At 42.9% G+C, this 19,917-nt stretch carries 15 protein-coding genes; 10 read left to right on the top strand and 5 right to left on the bottom strand.

Annotation, left to right across the window (positions count from 1 at the left end; genetic code table 11):
• Positions 1-204: 204 nt before the first annotated feature.
• Positions 205-1,227, bottom strand: a complete 1,023-nt coding sequence (gene holA, locus GSY63_RS01085) for a DNA polymerase III subunit delta (protein ID WP_166583969.1) — start codon at positions 1,225-1,227, stop codon at positions 205-207.
• A 53-nt stretch (positions 1,228-1,280) separates the two neighbouring features.
• On the opposite strand from holA, the gene GSY63_RS01080 reads away from it, so the two are divergent.
• Entirely contained in the window at positions 1,281-1,760 is a 480-nt protein-coding gene (locus GSY63_RS01080; RefSeq protein WP_166583968.1) for a type I restriction enzyme HsdR N-terminal domain-containing protein, read from the top strand.
• Here GSY63_RS01080 and GSY63_RS01075 read toward each other — a convergent pair.
• Together GSY63_RS01075 and GSY63_RS01070 are read right to left on the bottom strand one after the other, a co-directional pair.
• The gene (locus GSY63_RS01075; RefSeq protein ID WP_166583967.1) at positions 1,743-3,566 is read right to left on the bottom strand and encodes an ATP-binding protein; all 1,824 of its coding nucleotides are present in this window, start codon (positions 3,564-3,566) and stop codon (positions 1,743-1,745) included. The two genes, GSY63_RS01080 and GSY63_RS01075, sit on opposite strands and share 18 nt — an antisense overlap.
• A 97-nt stretch (positions 3,567-3,663) precedes the next feature.
• Complete coding sequence (locus tag GSY63_RS01070; protein ID WP_166583966.1) at positions 3,664-6,297, bottom strand: valine--tRNA ligase; 2,634 nt, start codon at positions 6,295-6,297, stop codon at positions 3,664-3,666.
• A gap of 213 nt (positions 6,298-6,510) precedes the next feature.
• On the opposite strand from GSY63_RS01070, the gene GSY63_RS01065 reads away from it, so the two are divergent.
• Together GSY63_RS01065 and GSY63_RS01060 are read left to right on the top strand one after the other, a co-directional pair.
• Positions 6,511-8,568 (top strand): M13 family metallopeptidase, encoded by a 2,058-nt coding sequence (locus GSY63_RS01065; protein ID WP_166583965.1) that lies wholly within the window; start codon positions 6,511-6,513, stop codon positions 8,566-8,568.
• A gap of 237 nt (positions 8,569-8,805) precedes the next feature.
• The gene (locus GSY63_RS01060) at positions 8,806-10,863 is read left to right on the top strand and encodes a M13 family metallopeptidase (RefSeq protein WP_166583964.1); all 2,058 of its coding nucleotides are present in this window, start codon (positions 8,806-8,808) and stop codon (positions 10,861-10,863) included.
• 54 nt (positions 10,864-10,917) lie between these two features.
• On the opposite strand, the gene GSY63_RS01055 is transcribed toward GSY63_RS01060, so the two are convergent.
• A complete protein-coding gene (locus GSY63_RS01055; RefSeq protein WP_166583963.1) occupies positions 10,918-11,649 on the bottom strand; it encodes a neutral zinc metallopeptidase in 732 nt (243 codons plus the stop codon).
• A 271-nt stretch (positions 11,650-11,920) separates the two neighbouring features.
• Here GSY63_RS01055 and GSY63_RS01050 point away from each other — a divergent pair, with 271 nt between their 5' ends.
• The 7 genes from GSY63_RS01050 to GSY63_RS01020 all read left to right on the top strand — a co-directional run bounded on the left by GSY63_RS01050 (position 11,921) and on the right by GSY63_RS01020 (position 18,636).
• Positions 11,921-13,264, top strand: coding sequence for a rhodanese-like domain-containing protein (locus GSY63_RS01050; protein ID WP_166583962.1), 1,344 nt, complete (start codon positions 11,921-11,923; stop codon positions 13,262-13,264).
• Between the two features lie 73 nt (positions 13,265-13,337).
• Positions 13,338-14,030, top strand: coding sequence for a tRNA (5-methylaminomethyl-2-thiouridine)(34)-methyltransferase MnmD (mnmD, locus tag GSY63_RS01045; RefSeq protein ID WP_243749119.1), 693 nt, complete (start codon positions 13,338-13,340; stop codon positions 14,028-14,030).
• A gap of 99 nt (positions 14,031-14,129) precedes the next feature.
• On the top strand, positions 14,130-14,936 hold the full coding sequence (gene mazG / locus GSY63_RS01040) for a nucleoside triphosphate pyrophosphohydrolase (RefSeq protein WP_166583961.1): 807 nt from the start codon (positions 14,130-14,132) through the stop codon (positions 14,934-14,936).
• 102 nt (positions 14,937-15,038) lie between these two features.
• Positions 15,039-15,440, top strand: a complete 402-nt coding sequence (locus tag GSY63_RS01035; RefSeq protein WP_166583960.1) for a hypothetical protein — start codon at positions 15,039-15,041, stop codon at positions 15,438-15,440.
• A 212-nt stretch (positions 15,441-15,652) separates the two neighbouring features.
• Positions 15,653-16,207, top strand: coding sequence for an RNA polymerase sigma factor (locus GSY63_RS01030; RefSeq protein WP_166583959.1), 555 nt, complete (start codon positions 15,653-15,655; stop codon positions 16,205-16,207).
• Entirely contained in the window at positions 16,200-17,804 is a 1,605-nt protein-coding gene (locus tag GSY63_RS01025) for an outer membrane beta-barrel protein (RefSeq protein WP_166583958.1), read from the top strand. The genes GSY63_RS01030 and GSY63_RS01025 overlap by 8 nt, the downstream gene beginning before the upstream one ends.
• A 25-nt stretch (positions 17,805-17,829) precedes the next feature.
• Positions 17,830-18,636: an outer membrane beta-barrel protein gene (locus GSY63_RS01020; RefSeq protein WP_166583957.1), complete on the top strand. Its 807-nt coding sequence runs from the start codon at positions 17,830-17,832 to the stop codon at positions 18,634-18,636.
• 3 nt (positions 18,637-18,639) lie between these two features.
• On the opposite strand, the gene GSY63_RS01015 is transcribed toward GSY63_RS01020, so the two are convergent.
• Positions 18,640-19,860, bottom strand: a complete 1,221-nt coding sequence (locus GSY63_RS01015; RefSeq protein ID WP_166583956.1) for an ABC transporter permease — start codon at positions 19,858-19,860, stop codon at positions 18,640-18,642.
• Between the last annotated feature and the right edge of the window lie 57 nt (positions 19,861-19,917).

Here is a 19,917-nt window from a genome sequence, read left to right as displayed (position 1 = left end):
GTTGATTAGGTTGATTAGGTTGATTAGGTTGATTAGGTTGATTAGGTTGATTAGGTTGATTAGGTTGATTAGGTTGATTAGGTTGATTAGGTTGATTAGGTTGATTAGGTTGATTAGGTTGGAACTCACTTCTCCGCGCCTAGTTTCTGTTATTTCTCAACAATTTAACTCAATAAACTATTCACTCAATGAACTACTCACCAATTAATGTAATATCTTAAACAGCATTTCTTTCATCAGCTCACCGTGGGATGCGGCGGAGTCAACACCTTTACTCTTAAGGTCGTACTCGCGTAGCAGGCTTATAATATACATTGTTTTGCTGTAATCGTAGCTGCGCACAGCCATCTCATAATCTTTTACAAAGTATGGGTTTACACCAATTTCTTTAGCTATGCTTTGCTGCGATTTATCTTTTAAATAATGGATCTGCAGTATTTTGCTGAAATAGCTGTACAGATTAGCCATTAACACTACGATAGGATTGGCTTTAGGGTTAGCTTCAAAATAATTGATAATCTGATTGGCCTTTACTACATCCCTTTTTGCCAGTGCGGTTTGCAATTCAAACACATTATACTCTTTGCTGATCCCGATGTTATCGTGAATAGATTTGAGGGTGATCTCCTGTCCTTCGGCAATATTGAGCATTAACTTATCAAGCTCGTTGGCTATTTTGCTCAGATCATTACCCAGGTATTCGGCCAGCATCGCCGACGCCTGCCCGCTTACTTTATAATTTTTGGCCGCTACATAACTCTCTATCCAACCCGGTATCTTGTTATCATATAACGATGCCGATTCAAATATCAACCCGTTTTTTTCAATGGCTTTGTAGGTTTTCTTACGTTTATCAAACTTGCCATATTTGTAGCAAAAAACCAGGATGGTGCTAGGCAACGGACTATCCAGATAGCTTAGCAAGGGATTGATGCTTTTCTTATCGTCGTCATCCTTTCCCCATTTCAAATCCTGCGCTTCCTTAACCATTACAACCTGGTAATCGGCCATCATCGGGTAACGCTTGGCGGCATTAAGCACGGCCATAATATCGGTGTCCTTACCGTATAAAACAGTTTGATTAAAGCCTTTCTCCGCATCGGGCAGTACCTGGCGTTCTATATAGTTACTGACTTCGTCAATAAAGTAAGGTTCCTCGCCATGTAGCAGGTATACGGGTTTAAATTTACGGGCCTTAAGGTCTTTTATAATTTCGGGAGCAGTCATACCAATACGGTGCAAATTACAAATAATGTAGCAGGAATTGGTAATTTAGCACCGTGAGTTTATTGCAGCCGCTTAATTTGCCTCCCTACCCTTTTCGTATTACCGATGATAAGGGGCAACTATTTGTTTTTGACGAGATTCGCAAAAAGCAGATTGTGCTTACACCCGAAGAGTGGGTACGACAGCACTTTGTGCAATACCTTGTTAAACAAAAAGGCTATCCCCGTTCACTAATCAAACTCGAAGGCGGCCTCAAGTTGCACGGTATGCAGAAACGTTCGGATATAGTGGTGCACAATTCGGTGGGAGAAAAAATTATGCTGATTGAATGCAAAGCGCCTTATGTGCCTGTAGATCAAAAAGTATTTGATCAGGCGGCGCGTTACAATATGGTACACAGAGTACCTTTACTGGTGGTAAGCAACGGCTTGGTACACCATTGCAGCAAAATAGATTTCGAAAAAAACAGCTATACTTTTTTGAACGACCTGCCTGACTATAAGCAGCTTAAATCATTAAACGAGGGTAAGTAACCCTTCCATTTTTGCCCGTAGCTCATCTGGTTTAAATGGCTTGGAAACATAATCGTTCATGCCAGAATTAAATACCTGCTCTCTGATATCCGCCAGCGCAGACGCCGTTAAAGCAATTATCGGCAAACTTGCCTTCTTTGTGTCGGGCATTTTCCTGATCTCCATAGAAGCCTCAAAACCGCTCATTATCGGCATCTGTAAATCCATTAAAACAATATCGAAGTTGCCATATTGCACAAGTTCAACCGCACGTGCGCCGTTTTCTGCAAAGGTTGGCGTTATGTCCCACTTGGATAAAAGCTTCTTCATTAACATCACGTTCACCGGGTTGTCTTCAGCAATCAGCACTTTAGTATCACTAAAGTTGGCCGTCACAGGCTGATTAGCACGCACTACCGGGATATTTTCAATTGCTTTTGATTTTACCGTTTCCAATTCATCTGTAGGCACAGGTAGTTCCATATTAAATGAAAACTCCGATCCGGCGCCAAGCTTACTTTCAACATACATATTAACGCCTTGCAGCTCAAGCAAGCGTTTAACAATAGCCAAGCCTAAGCCAGTACCACCATACTCACGAGTAGTTGTGCTCGACTCTTGCGCAAAGGCTTCGAAAATACTTTGCAGATTTTCTTTACGGATGCCTATCCCTGTATCCTTAATGGAGAAGCTAATCGTAACGCGATCGTGGCGATCTTCGATGCACGTAACATTAACCCATATATTACCCTGCTCGGTAAACTTAATTGCGTTGCTAACAAGATTAAAAATAACCTGTGTAATACGCGTTGGATCGCCAATTACGTTGCGGTATTTTAACTGCTCATCTACATGTAAATGAAAATCCAGACCTTTTTCACTGGCCTTAATTTGTTGCCCGCCGCAAATATTGTGCATCAACTCGTCGAGGTTAAAACGGATGTTTTCGAACACAATTTTGCCCGACTCAATCTTATTAAAATCGAGCACATCGTTTACAATGGCTAGCAGATTATTAGCCGAAAATTTAAGGATATCGATATTCTCTTTCTGATCATGACGAGGGTTGCCCATCATTAACAGGTTGGTCATCCCGATAACCGCATTTAAAGGTGTGCGGATCTCGTGCGACATGGTGGAAAGAAACTCAGACTTAGCCTGCGACGATTTTTCTGCGCGTTGTCTGGCAATCTCAAGCTCCTCATTAAGCTTCGTTTGACCTTTTGCAGTTTGCTTTAGCTGCTTAATAGTCTTCAGAAACGCAGTATAAAAGTGGCTATGAATAAATATGATGAGGATGAAATTTGTCAGTACGGTAATAATTCCAACGGAACCATCCAGTCGCTCGGGTTTAAAACTTACCATATAGTTACTATGGTAATCAAGCACCATAAAAGCAATCACCGGTATAATGTTTACCAGCGAATAAAACATCCCGAAGCTTTGTCCGAGCATGTAAAAACTAAGCAACACTATAATAATAATAAGCTGCACAGTTGCCAGGTTCACACTCTGAATTACAACGTAAACGTCGGTGAGATTAATGAGTGTTATGAGGATTAGCAGAACGTGCGAAATACGTCGCCAGTCGGGCTTCCAGGTGAGATACTTAAACAGGCCGATAATACCTATGTTGATAGCTGCCGCTACGTAAATAAACATAGTACTTGCCTGGGCATACACCATTAACATAATAGATGTATAGGCCACAAAAGCCAGGCATAATCCATAGTATAACAAGCGTATACGCGCCTGATCTAGAATGGAGTGCTCCTTATTTATTATCTTATTTAAAGAAAAATTAAAAAAACTAACCGTACCGGGCATAAATTGGATGTACCGTGATATAAATATATCGTTAAAAAAATGTGTTAACGTTTCGTTACCGAAAAATTAACACATCATACATCCGGATACTATGCAATTAACCTGCCAAAGCAGCCAGGCTATCTTGAATTAATTTTAGTTTAGCCTCCGCATCAGCTTTCTTTTTCTGCTCATTTTCAATAATGTCCGGCTTGGCATTCTGCATAAAACGCTCGTTGCTCAATTTGGCGTCTACCGACTTTAAGAAGCCTTTCAGATATTCCATTTCTTTTTGCAAGCGGGCATTTTCAGCCACCGGATCTACGTTTTCAGCCAATGGAATATAGAATTCATCGGTAAGAACCATAAAGCTCGCAGCACCCTGTATTTGCTCGGTTACAAAGCTAATTTTACTAACGTTGCCCAATTTGGTCACCATAGGTAAATAAGCATTGTAATTGATAGTAGAATTAGCTTTAACTGCCAGTTCGAGGCTTTCTTTAGGAGAAATTTGTTTACTGTTACGAATGTTGCGAACCCCAGAGATAATTTGTTTAACAGATTCTATCTCCGAAATTAACTGTGGATTTATTTGCCCAACTGTAGGCATTTTCGCCACAATGCAGCAATCAGACTCTGTTCGTTCCCCAAATATTTCGTCGTGCCATAACTCTTCGGTTATGAATGGCATAAACGGATGAAGCAACTTTAATACGTCTTCAAAAAAGCTGATTGTAGCTTTGTATGTGGCGCTATCAATTGGATGTTGATAGGCTGGTTTGATCATTTCGAGATACCAGGCGCAAAAATCGTCCCATACTAACTTATAAGTAGCCATCAGAGCCTCAGAAAGACGGTATTGATTAAAGTTTTCCTCAATATCTTTCAATGCTTCATTAAATCGGCTGGCAAACCAATCGATCGCTACCTGATTAGTGTTTTCGAGTTTATCATCAACCTCCCAGCCTTTAAGCAAACGGAAGGCGTTTAATACTTTATTGGCAAAATTACGGCCCTGCTCACAATAGCTATCATCAAACATCAGGTCATTACCTGCAGGCGACGAAAGGAGGATACCAACACGCACACCATCAGCACTATATTTCTCGATTAGCTCCAGCGGATCTGGCGAATTACCTAATGATTTAGACATTTTGCGGCCCAACTTATCCCTTACGATACCGGTTAGGTAAACGTTGGTAAACGGCTTTTGCCCACGGAATTCGTGCCCGGCCATAATCATACGCGCTACCCAAAAGAATAAGATTTCAGGGGCGGTTACAAGATCGTTGGTTGGGTAGTAATAGTTAATATCCGCACCGTCGGGATTTTTAAAGCCATCAAAAACAGAAATTGGCCACAACCATGACGAGAACCAGGTATCAACAACGTCTTCTTCCTGACGAAGGTCGGCAGTTGTGAGGTTCGCGTTGTCGGTTGTCAGTAGCTTTGCTTCCTCTAAGGCTTCTTCGGCAGTTTTGGCTACGACAAATTTCCCGTTAGGCAAGTACCAGGCTGGGATGCGTTGGCCCCACCACAATTGGCGGCTAATACACCAGTCCTGAACGTTCTCCATCCAGTGACGGTAAGTATTTACAAATTTCTCAGGAATCAGCTTTACATCGCCGTTCAAAACGTCTTCCAATGCTGGCTTAGCCATCTGATCCATTTTGCAGAACCATTGCATAGAAAGGCGCGGCTCAATCACGGCGTTGGTACGTTCTGAGAAACCAACCTGCGATTTATATTCTTCAACTTTAGCCAGTACACCTGCTTCTTCTAATAGGGTGGCAATCTTTTTACGGGCAGCAAAACGATCTTCACCTACTAATATTTGAGCAAGATCATTTAAAGAACCGTCGTCATTTAAAATATCGATAACCTCAAGATGATGCTTTTGGCCCAGCTCATAGTCATTCAGATCGTGTGCAGGCGTTACTTTTAAGCAACCTGTACCAAAATCCATCGTAACGTACTCATCCGTTTTAATCGGAATTTCGCGGTTAACTAAAGGGATATATACACTCTTGCCATGTAGGTGAGTATAGCGTTCGTCGTTAGGATTAACAAACACCGCAGCATCGGCCATAATGGTCTCAGGACGGGTTGTTGCTATGGTAACCTGCGCATCTTCGCCAACAACCGGATAGTTGATATAGTATAATTTCTGATTAACTTCTTTACGGATAACCTCTTCGTCAGAAACCGCAGTTTTACCTTGCGGATCCCAGTTAACCATGCGTACACCACGGTAGATCCAGCCCTTTTTATATAGATGGATAAAGGTATCGATAACGGCATCGCTCAGGTCGTCTTCCATGGTAAAACGGGTACGATCCCAATCGCACGATGCGCCAAGTTTCTTTAATTGTTCTAAGATGATACCGCCGTATTTCTCTTTCCAAACCCAGGCATGCTTCAAAAACTCGTCGCGGGTAAGATCCTTTTTGTTGATGCCTTGCTCTTTTAATAAGGCAACAACTTTAGCTTCGGTAGCAATACTGGCATGGTCGGTACCGGGTACCCAGCAGGCATTTTTACCTTGCATACGGGCACGGCGGATCAGCACATCCTGTATAGTATTATTAAGCATGTGGCCCATATGCAAAACCCCGGTAACATTGGGTGGTGGTATAACAATGGTGTACGGTTCGCGCTCATCGGGCACCGACCTGAAAAAACCATTTGTTAGCCAGTAATTATACCACTTTGCTTCCGCTTCTTTGGGCTCGTAGGACTTAGAAATACTCATAGTTTGCAAAAATAAGGTTTTTGATTTAAATGAGTAAGTTGTTGTTGAGTTATTAAGCTACTGAGTTATTAGGTGCAGAGCGTAACAACACAAACATCAACTAACCAATAACTTAATAACCCAATAAACTGCCGCTGCCCTCCCCCACTAAATTGTTACTTGGATACATGCAGGTGCAATCGCTAATTTCAAACTTTCATATTAAACTAAACGATGAACTCAAAACTTACCCATTTAATGCTTGCAGGTGCGTTGTGCTTTACTGCCAACGCTTATGCCTCGGGCCCAACCGGCGATGGTGCCAAAGCACCAACTCCGCCTAAGAAATATATTGATCCGGCCAATATGGATCCTTCTGTTAAACCGGGTGATAACTTTTACGAATACGCAAACGGTACCTGGGTTAAAAAAAACGAGATACCCTTGAAAGAAACCCGTTGGGGCAGCTTTAATATTCTGCGTAACGAAAACACTCAAAAAGTATTAACCATTCTTAACGACGCTAACAAAGCCGGCCAGCCTAAAGGCAGCGTTAAACAACGTGTGGGCGACCTGTATGCCAGTGGTATGGATAGCGTAACTATCGAAAAACGCGGCTTCGATCCAATTAAAGCTGATCTTCAACGTATTGCAAAGATAAGCGACTTGGCAGGCGTAATTAACGAAATGGCCTACCAGCGTACAGCCGGCGAAGGCAGCCCATTGTTTGGCTTTGGCGTTTCGCAAGATCCTAAACATGTTAAGCAATACGTAATAAGCCTAAGCCAGGGCGGCACTAGCCTACCCGACCGCGATTATTACTTAAAAAGCGACGCCCGTTCTGTAAAGGTTCAAAATGCTTTTAAACAGTATATCGCGACCTTATTTACCCTAACCGGTACCAGCCAGGATGCAGCGACGAAAAACGCGACCACCATTTTTGATCTCGAAAGCAAATTAGCCAAAGCGCAACTAAGCCGCACGGCTATGCGCGACCCTAACAAAACTTATAACAAGTTTTTAGTGGCTGATTTCAGCAAAACAACTCCTCACTTAAACTGGAGCGATATTTTGACTAAGTTGAAAGCAGGCGGCCAAGACACTATTTTGGTTCGTCAGCCAGATTTCTTTAAAACTGCCGACGAGCTTTTAGCGGCTACACCGGTTGAAGACTGGAAAGTATACCTGAGCTGGGAGATTTTGCGCGGTTCTGCAAACTCGTTAAGCTCACCGTTTGTAAAAGCAAGTTTTGCATACAGCAGTGTATTAAGCGGCCAGCAAGTGCAAACTCCACGTAACGAGCGTATGTCTGCATTAATTGATGGCAGCATCGGCGAGTTATTGGGCCAGCTTTATGTAGAGAAATACTTTACCCCTGCCGCCAAAGCTTACATGGTTGGTTTGGTGAATAACCTTAAAGTTACCTTAGGCGATCGTATTAAACGTTTAGACTGGATGACCGCCGAAACTAAAGCACGTGCACTTAAAAAGCTGGATGCTTTTGGTGTTAAAATCGGCTACCCGGATAAATGGCAGACCTACCCTGGCTTAATTATCGAGCGTAACGACTATGCCGGTAACCTGCGCCGCATTTCTACCTGGAGATATAACGAAATGGTAGGCCACATTGGCAAGCCTGTCGAAAAACGCTTCGGTATGACGCCTCCTACCGTAAACGCTTCTTACAGCCCAACCACTAACGAGATCACTTTCCCGGCTGGTATCTTACAATATCCGTTCTTTGATTTTGGTGCTGATGACGCTGTTAACTACGGTGGTATAGGTGCTGTTATCGGTCACGAAATGACCCACGGTTTTGATGATCAAGGTCGTCAGTACGATGCTGACGGTACCCTGCGCGACTGGTGGCAAAAAGACGATGCAGATAAATTTAAACTGCGTGCCGACATGGTGGTTGATCAATACAACCAGTTTACCGTATTAGATACCATCCATGTAAATGGTCGTTTAACCTTGGGCGAAAACTTAGCCGATTTAGGTGGCCTAAACGTTGCTTACGAAGCCTTCAAGAAAACTAAACAAGGCCAAAGCGGACCAAAAATCGATGGTTTTACGCCAGATCAGCGTTTTTTCCTATCTTGGGCTCAAGTTTGGAGAAGTAACCAAAGGCCAGAGTCGGCATCGTCACGTATTCTGACAGATCCGCACTCGCCAGAGCAATATAGAACCAACGCTCCGATTTCAAATATCGATGCATGGTACAAAGCATTTAACGTACAACCGGGCGACAAAATGTATAAGAAACCCGAAGACCGCATTAAGATCTGGTAAACAGTCTTAATTTTTTAAATCCCAGAGCCCCGGTATGCCGGGGCTTTTTTTGTGACACAAGATTATTACAAAGCGGTATCTCATTCGTTACTAAAACATTACGCCACTTTACTCCAATCGCGAGTCAATATTTCAACAATAAAGTTTTAGTTATCAGTAACACAGGCGCATATTTAGGGTCTATGTGGTTTGAGTATTTAGTTGATAAATAACTAAATTTCGGACCTTAATTAATTTATGAAATCAAAATTTACGCATCTAATGCTTGCAGGGGCACTATGCTTTACTGCTAACACATTTGCCGGCACCGGCGACCACGCCAAAAAAGCCCCGGCTCCAAAGAAATTTATTGATCCGGCCAATATGGATCCGGCTGTTAAACCAGGCGACGACTTTTTTGAATATGCTAATGGCGGCTGGCTAAAAACCAACACCATCCCGGCTAAAGAAACCAGCTGGGGAAGCTTTTTAATGCTTCGCGATGGTAACAAACAAAAGTTGCTTGGCATAATAGAAGAAGCCAGCAAAACTGCTAATCAGCCTAAAGGAAGTATCAAACAACGCGTTGGTGATCTATATGCGAGCGCTATGGATACCGTAACTATCGAAAAACGTGGTTTCGATCCAATCAAAGCAGATCTTCAACGTATCGATGCCATTTCTGATTTGAATGGTGTTATCAACGAGATCGTTTACCAACGTGCCAACGCTATTGGTAGCCCGCTATTTAGCTTTGGTGTTCGTCAGGATTCAAAGAATGTAACTAAATACGTTGTTGGTTTAGGCCAGGGCGGTACCAGCTTACCAGATCGTGATTATTATTTAAAATCAGATCCACGTACTAAACGCATCCAGGATGCCTACAAACAATACATTACAGATCTGTTTACCTTAACAGGTACTTCTGCTGATGGAGCAACAAAAAATGCGGCTACCATTTTCGGAATGGAAAGCAAACTGGCCGAAGCTCAGATGAGCCGCGTTGCCATGCGCGATCCAAACAAAACCTATAACAAGTTAACCGTTGCAGATCTTACCAAAACTACCCCGCACTTAAACTGGGCACAAATACTGCCTAAGTTAAAAGTAGCCGGTCAGGACACTGTGCTAGTTTCTTCGCCTTCATTCCTGGTATCAGCAGATCAATTATTGGCTGCTACCCCGGTTGAAGACTGGAAAACTTATTTAAAATGGAGCATCCTTAAAGGTTCTGCAGGTTCATTAAGCTCTCCGTTTGTTAATGCGCAGTTTAAATACAGCAGCGTATTAAGCGGCCAGAAAGTACAAACCCCGCGTAACGAGCGTATGACCTCGTTAGTTGATGGTTCTTTGGGCGAATTATTAGGTCAGCTTTATGTTGAGAAATACTTTACCCCTGCTGCCAAAGCTTACATGGTAGGCCTGGTTAATAACCTTAAAGTTACTTTGGGTGAGCGTATCCAACGTTTAGACTGGATGACTCCGGAAACTAAAGCGCGCGCACTTAAAAAACTGAACGCCTTTACCGTTAAAATTGGGTACACCGATAAATGGGAAACCTACACCGGTTTAGACATCGAACGTAACGATTACTTTGGTAACATCCGTCGCGTTAGTGCGTGGAGCTATGCCGATATGGTAGGCCGTTTAGGCAAACCGGTTGACAAAACAGAATGGGGTATGACGCCGCCAACCGTTAACGCTTATTATAACCCGGTAAATAACGAGATCGTATTCCCTGCAGGTATTCTGCAATTCCCTTTCTTCGATTTTGCTGCTGACGATGCGATCAACTACGGTGGTATCGGTGCAGTTATCGGCCACGAAATGACCCACGGATTTGATGATCAGGGTCGCCAATATGACGCTGATGGTACCCTGCGCGACTGGTGGAAAAAAGACGATGCAGATAAATTTAAAACCCGTGCAGATATGGTGGTAAACCAATTTAACGGCTTTGTTGCTGTTGACACGATGCACGTAAACGGCCGCCTTACTTTGGGAGAAAACCTTGCCGACCTTGGCGGTATCAATGTTGCTTATGAGGCATTTAAGAAAACCAAAGAAGGTAAATCAAATACTAAAATAGACGGCTTTACGCCAGACCAACGCTTCTTCCTGTCGTTTGCACAGGTTTGGAGAGGCTTGCAACGTCCTGAAGCTACTGCTCAGCAAGTACAAACTGACCCGCACTCACCGGGAAGGTTCCGTACCAATGGCCCTATTACCAATGTTGATGCTTGGTATAAAGCATTTAACGTACAACCAGGCGATAAAATGTACAAAAAGCCTGAAGATAGAATTAAGATCTGGTAAGCGCTTATTAGATTCTTAGCTCCGGAGCCCCCGCTTTGTCGGGGGCTTTTTTATTTAGTTACCCGCTATTTTATCGGCGTCGTCAAAGTCGGGCAAATTCAAATACTTGCGGGCGGCAGCACTGGCATCAATCCCTACTACTACACAACCAACGGCCAACTGTTCTTTATACCAATCGAAACCGGCTTTAAATGCTGCTGTGCGTTGCATCGGTGTGCCATGTCGGGCGGGGTCGCCAACGGCGGTGTAATCGCCTATTCGTACCACCCAGCGAAGGTTGTTGCTAACATCTGCAAAGGTTTGTTTAGAGCGGTAAGCCATAAAGCACCCCGACAAAAAGTCGGCGTATAACTCGCTATACATCCCAGAAGGAGGTGTAGCTTTTAAGGTAATATCTAAAATATGGGCTATCTCATGCGCCAAAACAATGGGGATAATATTGAAATTGCCAGAATAGCTGTACATGTTTTGGAGATAATTACAGCCTATTGCAACTGTTCCATCGGTGCCGCTTAGCTCGTCTATCCGGGATACGCAAATATTTGGTTTATCATAAACGGAATCTTCAAACATTATCACGCCGACATTCACCCCCAAAAATTTGCCTACCGACTCTGCATTTTTTTTTATGCAATAATCCATCTGTGGATTACGCGTACTTTCAACAACGGGTAAAACACGGCCTAAGGCTATGGCATCTTGCGAGGTGCAGCCCATAAAGTTTTGGGCCAGGCTTTCAACCGAAGCCAGCAAGCTAATAACGATTATAAAAAAAAGCGACTTCACGTATTAGAATTATTTAGTAGCTCGATATTATAATTGGAGATCAAAGCTAATCCAACACCTAGCAAAGGCTATCCTAAGAGCTCGAAATAGATGCCTTATCGAGAAATTTCGTGCAGTACAATTAACAGATGCTTATATCGCTTAATTTAAAAGCAAATGTTGATACACTATTTCGCAGAGATGCTTTCCCAACATCTTATCTCTGTTAATCCGCAGGCAACTTTATTTGTGGCTATATGGGCAATTCTATTAATCCATTATCTTTGCCGCAATGTTAATTCATCAGTTTTACGATAAAGGCCTTGCACATGCATCATACGCTGTAATCAGCGCTGGCAAAATGATAGTTATCGATCCTGCGCGCAACCCGCAGCAGTATTACGATATGGCAGCCCAACACAATGCAGACATTGTTGGGGTGATTGAAACTCACCCACACGCCGATTTTGTGAGCTCGCATCTGGAGATGCATCTACAAACCGGCGCTGTTATTTATGTAAGTAAATTGGTTGGTGCGTCTTATCCTCATGATACATTTGATGATGGCGACCTGATAGAACTGGGTGATATTAAACTTAAAGCAATTAATACTCCGGGCCATTCGCCCGATTCTATCTGTATTTTGGTAGAAGACGAGAGCGGAAAGTCAACCGCAATATTTACCGGCGATACACTTTTTGCAGGCGATGTGGGCAGGCCCGACCTGCGTGAAAACGCCGGTAATATAACCGCAAAAAAAGAAGAGCTGGCTCGCCAGATGTACCACTCAACCCGCGAAAAACTGATGCCGTTGCCCCACCATGTGGTGGTCTATCCGGCCCACGGCCCAGGGTCGTTATGCGGTAAAAGTATGAGCCCCGATCTGCAAAGTACCATAGGTAAAGAATTGCGTGAAAACTATGCATTGCAGTTGATGAATGAGTTACAGTTTGTAGAACTGTTAACCGCCGATCAACCTTTTATGCCACGCTATTTTGGTTACGATGTGGAGCTGAACAAACAAGGTGCCCCTGCTTTTGCCACAGGCATTTCGTCGGTACCTAAACTGCCCCACAATACCAAACTGGAAGCTGGCGTAACGATAGTTGATGTTAGACCCGGTCTGGATTTTAAGAAAGGCCATGTAAAGGGCTCTATAAATATACAGGAAGGTGGCAAATTTGAAACCTGGTTAGGAGCAATCCTTAACCCCGATGAACCGTTTTACCTCATAGCGGGCGACGACCAAAGCCTCGACACCGTTATTGCTAAAGCTGCCAAAATTGGCTATGAGAAAAATATTAAGGGCGCATTATTACGTCCCGACCACGCTACTTATCACTCCTCAATCTTAGATCAGGAAGATTTTGATGCAAACCCTGAGAAGTATACCATTGTTGATGTACGCAACTGGACTGAAATTAACCAATCGAAATTTTTTGATACTTCGCTAAGCATACCGTTGCCTGAAGTACGCGAAGAGTTATCAAACATCCCAACAGACAAACCCATTGTGGTGCACTGCGCGGCAGGTTACCGTTCGGCTGCGGCCAGCAGTATTATTGCTGCTCAAATTACCAACGTACCGGTTTACGATTTGAGCGACGCCATTGTCGAATACGCTTTATCTAAATAGAAACAAGACAGTAAAGTTTGGCCTATAAATCATCGTTAATAGTTCATAGCCGAACCCGAATACAATTATTACCATGAACTATGAACCATCAGCTATGAACCTAAGCATCGTAACCACAGCCGACGGCTCTAAAACTATTTACAACCCCGAGGTTGGCGAGCACTATCACTCTCGCCATGGGGCATTGCAAGAGAGCAGGCATGTGTTTTTGGCGGCAGGTTTACAGCATTATTTTGAGGGTACGGCAGCAACTGAGGTCAGCATTCTAGAAGTTGGTTTAGGCACAGGGTTGAACTTTCTGCTTACTGCAGACTATTGCAACAATAATAAAATCAAACTGAACTATACAGGCATTGAAGCCTACCCACTTACAGAAGAGATGATTAGCCAAACAGGCTATGAACAATACGTACCTATCGACATTTGGAAAAGCTTTTTGAAGAACTACACGGAATCGATCAACAATACGGTTGAACTTAACTCCTATGTACAATTAAGAACGGATAACACCCAATTACTCAATTTTACCAGCGAAGAACTTTTTGACGTGGTCTATTTTGATGCTTTCGCAGCGGTCCATCAGCCAGAAATGTGGGACGAGGCAGCAATTGGTCATACCATTAGGTTTCTGAAACCGGGCGGCGTTTTTGTAACGTACGCCATAACAGGTAACCTCAAACGCATGCTCAAGGCCTTAGGCCTAAAGGTTGAAAAGGCACCCGGAGCACCCGGTAAGCGCGAAATGCTACGTGCAGTTTTAAGTTAGTGAGTTTTGAATTATTGAATAAAAAAACTGTTAACCACATACAACTCACTAATTCACTACCTCAAAACTAATAAGTACTTTTACCTCAAAAAAGCGAATATGGCCCTTACTCCTCCTGATGCTTCTAACACTCCGGCCGGATCTTTCGAACGGTTGTTGACCATTATGAACGATCTCCGGGCAAATTGCCCATGGGATATGAAACAAACCATGGAAAGCCTTAGGCACCTCACTATTGAGGAAACCTACGAGCTATCGGACGCTATTTTGGGCAACGATATGGAGGAGATACGTAAGGAACTGGGTGATATTATGCTTCACCTGGTGTTTTACGCAAAAATAGGGTCGGAAACTAATGATTTCGACATTACGGATGTACTGAACGGCATTTGTGATAAACTGATCCACCGCCATCCCCACATTTATGGCGATACCGCTGTTAACGATGAGCAGGATGTAAAACGCAATTGGGAACAAATTAAGCTGAAAGAAAAAGGCAATAAATCTGTTTTAGGCGGTGTGCCGGCTTCGTTACCTGCGCTTGTAAAAGCATCGCGCATACAAGAGAAAGCACGCGGTATTGGCTTTGACTGGGAAAACAAAGACCAGGTTTGGGAAAAGGTTGAAGAAGAGATCCAGGAGTTTAAAGATGAATTTAATGTACCCGAAGGCCAGGAGATAGATGCGGAACGCGCCGAAGGCGAATTTGGTGATCTGCTTTTCTCGTTAATCAATTACGCGCGGTTTGTAAATATCAACCCCGAGAATGCATTGGAGAAAACCAACCGTAAATTCATTAAACGATTTCAATACCTCGAGACTAAAGCCAAAGAAAACAATCGCCAGCTACATGATATGACCCTGGCCGAAATGGATGTTTACTGGAACGAGGCAAAAAAACTTTAAAAAATATTTACGCCATTGTAGCGTTTGCATTTAAAGCAACGTAATTGATGTAAAGAATAAAGTTTTATGCGTAAATTAATCTACTTACTACCTTTTGTAATTATGGCCTTAAGCAGCTGCTTAAAAAGCAATGACGATAATGCCGCCAGTCAACTAACCGTACCATCAGGCACTTTCGGGGGCCAATTTTACGTAGTTCACAGAAAAAGTTCTACTACTTTTGATACTACCAACAGAACCAACCTCATCTTGACTATCAGCAAAGCCGATGGTTATAAAATTACCGGCGATACATCTGTTAACCATGCAGGCAGCTACGGTGATTTCTCGATGAATTATTCTCAGATTCAGTTCCTGGACCAAACCATGCCGAAATCTGGAACGCTGACTAAAGCACATCTGTCTGGTATCTATAACTATACCTATGATGGTACTAAATTTTTCATGTACAACACCACCGGCGATACCGTGTCTGTGCAATACAACTTTAAAAGAACTAACTAAAAAGTTTTAACTCCTTTAATTATAAAAGCCCGTGCTGCCTTGCAGCATGGGCTTTATTATAACGTGGCAATCATTTGATAAACCGCCGATAAGTTTGCGAGAGCAATAAATTATTTTTGCAGCAAAAAATTACAATCACTGTAGCACTCAATACTTTTGATACGTAATACTTTAACAAACAGGTAATCATCAGCAGGGCCCAATAAGAATTGATGCAAAATAGTCGTGGCATTGCTGAGGATGAATTAATCAGCCAATGTAAAAAAGGCAGCCTTAAATACCAGGAATTGCTCTACAAGCAGTTCTATGGCTATGCTATGGGTATAAGTTTGCGCTATAGTTACAATCGCGACGACGCTTTGGAGGCTGTAAATGATGCCTTTATAAAAGTTTTTAACGCTATAGGAAATTACGATACCAATAAGGTATTCAAAGCATGGCTCAGAACTATTGTAGTTAATACAGCCATAGATCGCAGGAGGAAGGATATGAAACACCAACTTAACCTCGAACTGGACGACAATATTCAACTGCATAGTAACCATAACGCTGCAGGGCGGCTAAATGCAGAGGATATTATAAAAATGTTAGAGGCCCTCCCACCGATACAGCGGACCATTTTTAACATGTATGAGATTGACGGCTATAACCATGATGAAATAGCCGAGACGCTCGACATACCGCCCAGTTCGTCGAGGGTTTATCTGAGCAGGGCAAAAGAGAAATTGAGGAATATTATTAACGCAGAAGCGCATAAGCATGAGTGACAATCTGGATAACGACCTGAAAAACCGCATCCGGGAAGTGTTTGACAACTACGAGGATGATACTGCAGATGCGGGATGGGAACTGCTGCGCCAAAGATTTCCGGCCGAGGAGAAAAAACGACGGGTTATCGCCTGGTGGTGGTATTCTGCCGCTGCGGTGTTGTTAGTTTGCTTCGGTACGTGGTTCTTTTACCCACAAACTACGCAGCAAGTAGCAATTCAGCCTAAGAAAACAAAACAAGTAGTTAACGATAGCGCGACAAATAACCGCGAACAAGTAGCAGCCAGCAAACCAACGATAAAAGAAGGTGCGCCTTCGGTTGAAAGTACTCAGGCCGTAAGTCAACAACAGCTAGCGGCTGCGTCGACACAACAAACTACAAGCCTAAATCCGCAGTATCAAGATAAGTCGCAAGGTGCTGGTATGGGTAATTCTGAAAATCTGGTAGTTGGTACAGCTACAGCTAAGATGCCTGCAGCTAACACCCCCCATATTGCCCCCACTCAGCAAGGAAACGCTGATGCCCACGAATCAATAGTAGTTTTTGGTAAGAATAACTCGGGCTTAGCCAAAGTAACAAACCAGCCTGCTGTAAACAATGTAATTGTTGGAGAGGTTTCAACTATGCCAAAATTTGATGCAAATGCACAAAACACAGCTAAGATTAAATCACAGGCGACAGGGATAGCTACGGACAGTGCTACGAGCGCTGTTGTTGCAAAAACCAACAACTCCCCGCAGGTTGCATCGGTTGTAGTTCAAAATCCGTCGGGCCAGCAAAAAGGCGATCCGGTTTTAAAGATGATAGCAGCCGATGATGCCCGCAGGCAAGCTATTGCAAAAAATGCTACTAAAAAGAGTGAAGCCGTTAAAAGTGATAAAGCAATGCTTTTGAGTGTATATGCCGGCACCTATTTTAACTATGCAAAAGGCAGCGAAAGCCAGGTTAATGTAGGCGCGGGCTTTACATCAGACTTTAAGCTGAGCAGCAAGTTTAAGCTGTCTACCGGTTTGGCTATCGCTCAAAACAAACTGAATTACAATAACGATAGCTACGTGCCGGGTAAAATTTATGCTAGTGCGATTGCTAATTCTACAGCGTCGAATGCTAACATGGTAAGTGCCTCTTTTGCTTACGATGGCTTGTCTTCACTCGCGGTAAATACGCCGACTGTTAAAAATTATAATGCCAATTTGGTGGGGCTGGATATTCCGCTTAACCTCAAATATCAATTTAATCCGGAGAAGAACGATACTTATATATTGGCCGGTATCAGTTCCGGAACGTATATTAATGAAACTTACCGGTCTACCCTTTCTTACAGCAATTATTACAGAAATGCCAATTCTCTTGCAGGCGTTGCTAACACCAGCCAAACGCAGGAATCAACCAATACACAACACTTCGGCACATTTGACTTCGCCAAAACGCTTAACCTGTCGTTCGGTATTGGCTATCCGGTTGGCAAAAGCAACCGGTTGATAGTTGAACCATTTTTGAAATACCCGCTCAACGGCCTCGGTTCGCAGGATATACGCTTTGGGGCCAGCGGTGTAAACCTCAAACTCAGTTTCTCCGGATCGAAAAAGAAATAAAGAAATTAACCTAAACCTTACCACAATGAAAACCTTAACTATATTATCTCACCGCATTCTCTTCTTATTGTTCTACATCGCTATGTTTACCTGCACAGCGGTAGCCCAAAAGCTCGAACTTTCGGCCAATGTAAACTCGGGCCTTTTCAACTACGTGGGTTCGAGTGCCAGTAATTCGGGATATTATTATGGTTTGTACAACAATCAGTTTACGCTACCTAACCCATACGGCACTAAACTTACCGCGAGTTATGGATTAAATGTTCAGGGGCAAATGATTTACAAAAATGGCTTTATTATGGGGCTCCAGACTGGCTATGATTTTCTGAATAGCAAGCAAGATCTTAGCTACCCGATTTATATTGATTATCTCGCTACTGCTTCTACATTAATAGCTGCTTCGTACCGCACTGGTTACGGCTCTGCAAAAGTTAACACTCAGTTTATTAACCTCAATCCTTATTTCGGTTACCGCATAGGCCGCAAAAGTGTTACCGTCGATATTACAGGCGGAGCTGATTTCGGATTTCAAACTGCCAACCGCCAATCTGTAACTATTTATAGCACTGCCGCCGGCCAGCCAGAAAATCATTATAGCAGACATGTTGATGATAAAATAACTGATATCCGTTTAAAGGGAGGTGTAGCAATCGGTTATAAGAAATTCAGTCTTAATCTAAGCTATGCCCACGGACTTACCAATTACATCAAAAATGAAGATTATTACGCAGTACCTGTGCTATACACAACAGCCGGCGATACCTACAGTCCCCAAAAGATGCATGCCTATAGCCAGTTAATCCGCTTTGGTTTAGGGTACCGCTTTTACTAAAATTTATTTAAATCTAATTGCTTTAACCGGCGAAATACGGCTTACCAGCATTGATGGTACAATAAGCACCAATAAACAGATTAGCAACGTACCGCCGTTGAGCAGCAATACATCAGTAATGTTAAGGCTTATGGGTACAAACCTCATGTAGTAAGATGCCTGGTCGAGTTTTAAGAAATGGGTTGAGGATTGAAACCAGGCAAAACCTAAACCTAAAGCATTGCCCAGCAACAAACCTAAACCAATTAGATAGCAAGCATTGTACAAAAATATGCGCTGAATGGCCCAGTTAGTAGCACCAAAGGCCTTGAGCATCCCAATCATAGATGTACGTTCTAAGATCATAATCAGCAGAGCCGAAATCATGTTGATAACCGCAACGGCCAACATCAGCACCAACATAACCTGCGCATTTACGTCAAGCAACTGCAACCACTCAAATATGGTTGGATAAGTTTCGTTAATGGTATAAGAGCGCAGCTTTGGCGGCAGTATATCGTTTAACGCGGTAGAAGCAGGATCTAACAGTTCGAAATCTTTTACCCGTATTTCAAACCCACCCACGTCGTCGGCATTCCAGTTGTTTAGCCTGCGAATAAGCGATAGATCACCTATCACATAGGTTTTGTCAACCTCATCAACCCCCGTATTAAAAATGCCTTTGATGGTAAATTTGCGAAACCGTAAAGGCTCCTGCACAAAATACATAATAATATCATCGCCAACTTTTAGCTTTACCCTATCAGCTATGTAGCGCGATATCAGGATCTGCTTAGTCGCTTTAACCGAATCAGTAAAATCAATTACATTGCCTTGTTCCAGCACGCTCTTCATAAAGTGCCAGTCGTAGGTTTTGTCAACGCCCTTCAATACCACGCCTTCTATTTCGTCATTAGCCTTAATGATGCCTGGTTTACTGGCAAAGGGCATTACTCGGGCTATATTAAAACTTTGTTGGGCATGCCCCAAAAATTCGCGATCGTTACTAAAAGGAGAGTTTTCGTACGAATTGTTGTTATCAAACTTAATTACTTGAATATCGCCGGAGAAACCACGTATACGCTCTTTAATCTCCTGTTTAAAGCCTTTTACAATGGCCACAGAAAGGATCATTACACTTAAGCCAAGCATTATACCAATAATGGCAATACGCACAATCAACTTTGAGAAAGTGCGTTTTGATTTAAAAGAAATACGGCCGGCTATGAATGATGAAAAACTCAAGTCAGTTTTATTTTTTTGTACTTTCGCAAATATGCGCTTTTGCAGTTAAATGCAGCA

It is taken from the genome of Mucilaginibacter agri, from assembly GCF_009928685.1.
In the GTDB taxonomy this organism is placed as follows: domain Bacteria; phylum Bacteroidota; class Bacteroidia; order Sphingobacteriales; family Sphingobacteriaceae; genus Mucilaginibacter; species Mucilaginibacter agri.
Note: the sequence above shows the minus strand (reverse complement) of the source record. Positions and strands in the feature narration are given on the sequence as shown.

Excerpts from the sequence above, each read along its gene's own strand:
- holA (WP_166583969.1), bottom strand. The coding sequence starts at position 1,227 with ATGACTGCTCCCGAAATTATAAAAGACCTTAAGGCCCGTAAATTTAAA.
- GSY63_RS01075 (WP_166583967.1), bottom strand. The coding sequence starts at position 3,566 with ATGCCCGGTACGGTTAGTTTTTTTAATTTTTCTTTAAATAAGATAATA.
- GSY63_RS01070 (WP_166583966.1), bottom strand. The coding sequence starts at position 6,297 with ATGAGTATTTCTAAGTCCTACGAGCCCAAAGAAGCGGAAGCAAAGTGG.
- GSY63_RS01065 (WP_166583965.1), top strand. The coding sequence starts at position 6,511 with ATGAACTCAAAACTTACCCATTTAATGCTTGCAGGTGCGTTGTGCTTT.
- GSY63_RS01060 (WP_166583964.1), top strand. The coding sequence starts at position 8,806 with ATGAAATCAAAATTTACGCATCTAATGCTTGCAGGGGCACTATGCTTT.
- GSY63_RS01050 (WP_166583962.1), top strand. The coding sequence starts at position 11,921 with ATGTTAATTCATCAGTTTTACGATAAAGGCCTTGCACATGCATCATAC.
- mnmD (WP_243749119.1), top strand. The coding sequence starts at position 13,338 with ATGAACTATGAACCATCAGCTATGAACCTAAGCATCGTAACCACAGCC.
- mazG (WP_166583961.1), top strand. The coding sequence starts at position 14,130 with ATGGCCCTTACTCCTCCTGATGCTTCTAACACTCCGGCCGGATCTTTC.
- GSY63_RS01035 (WP_166583960.1), top strand. The coding sequence starts at position 15,039 with ATGGCCTTAAGCAGCTGCTTAAAAAGCAATGACGATAATGCCGCCAGT.
- GSY63_RS01030 (WP_166583959.1), top strand. The coding sequence starts at position 15,653 with ATGCAAAATAGTCGTGGCATTGCTGAGGATGAATTAATCAGCCAATGT.
- GSY63_RS01025 (WP_166583958.1), top strand. The coding sequence starts at position 16,200 with ATGAGTGACAATCTGGATAACGACCTGAAAAACCGCATCCGGGAAGTG.
- GSY63_RS01020 (WP_166583957.1), top strand. The coding sequence starts at position 17,830 with ATGAAAACCTTAACTATATTATCTCACCGCATTCTCTTCTTATTGTTC.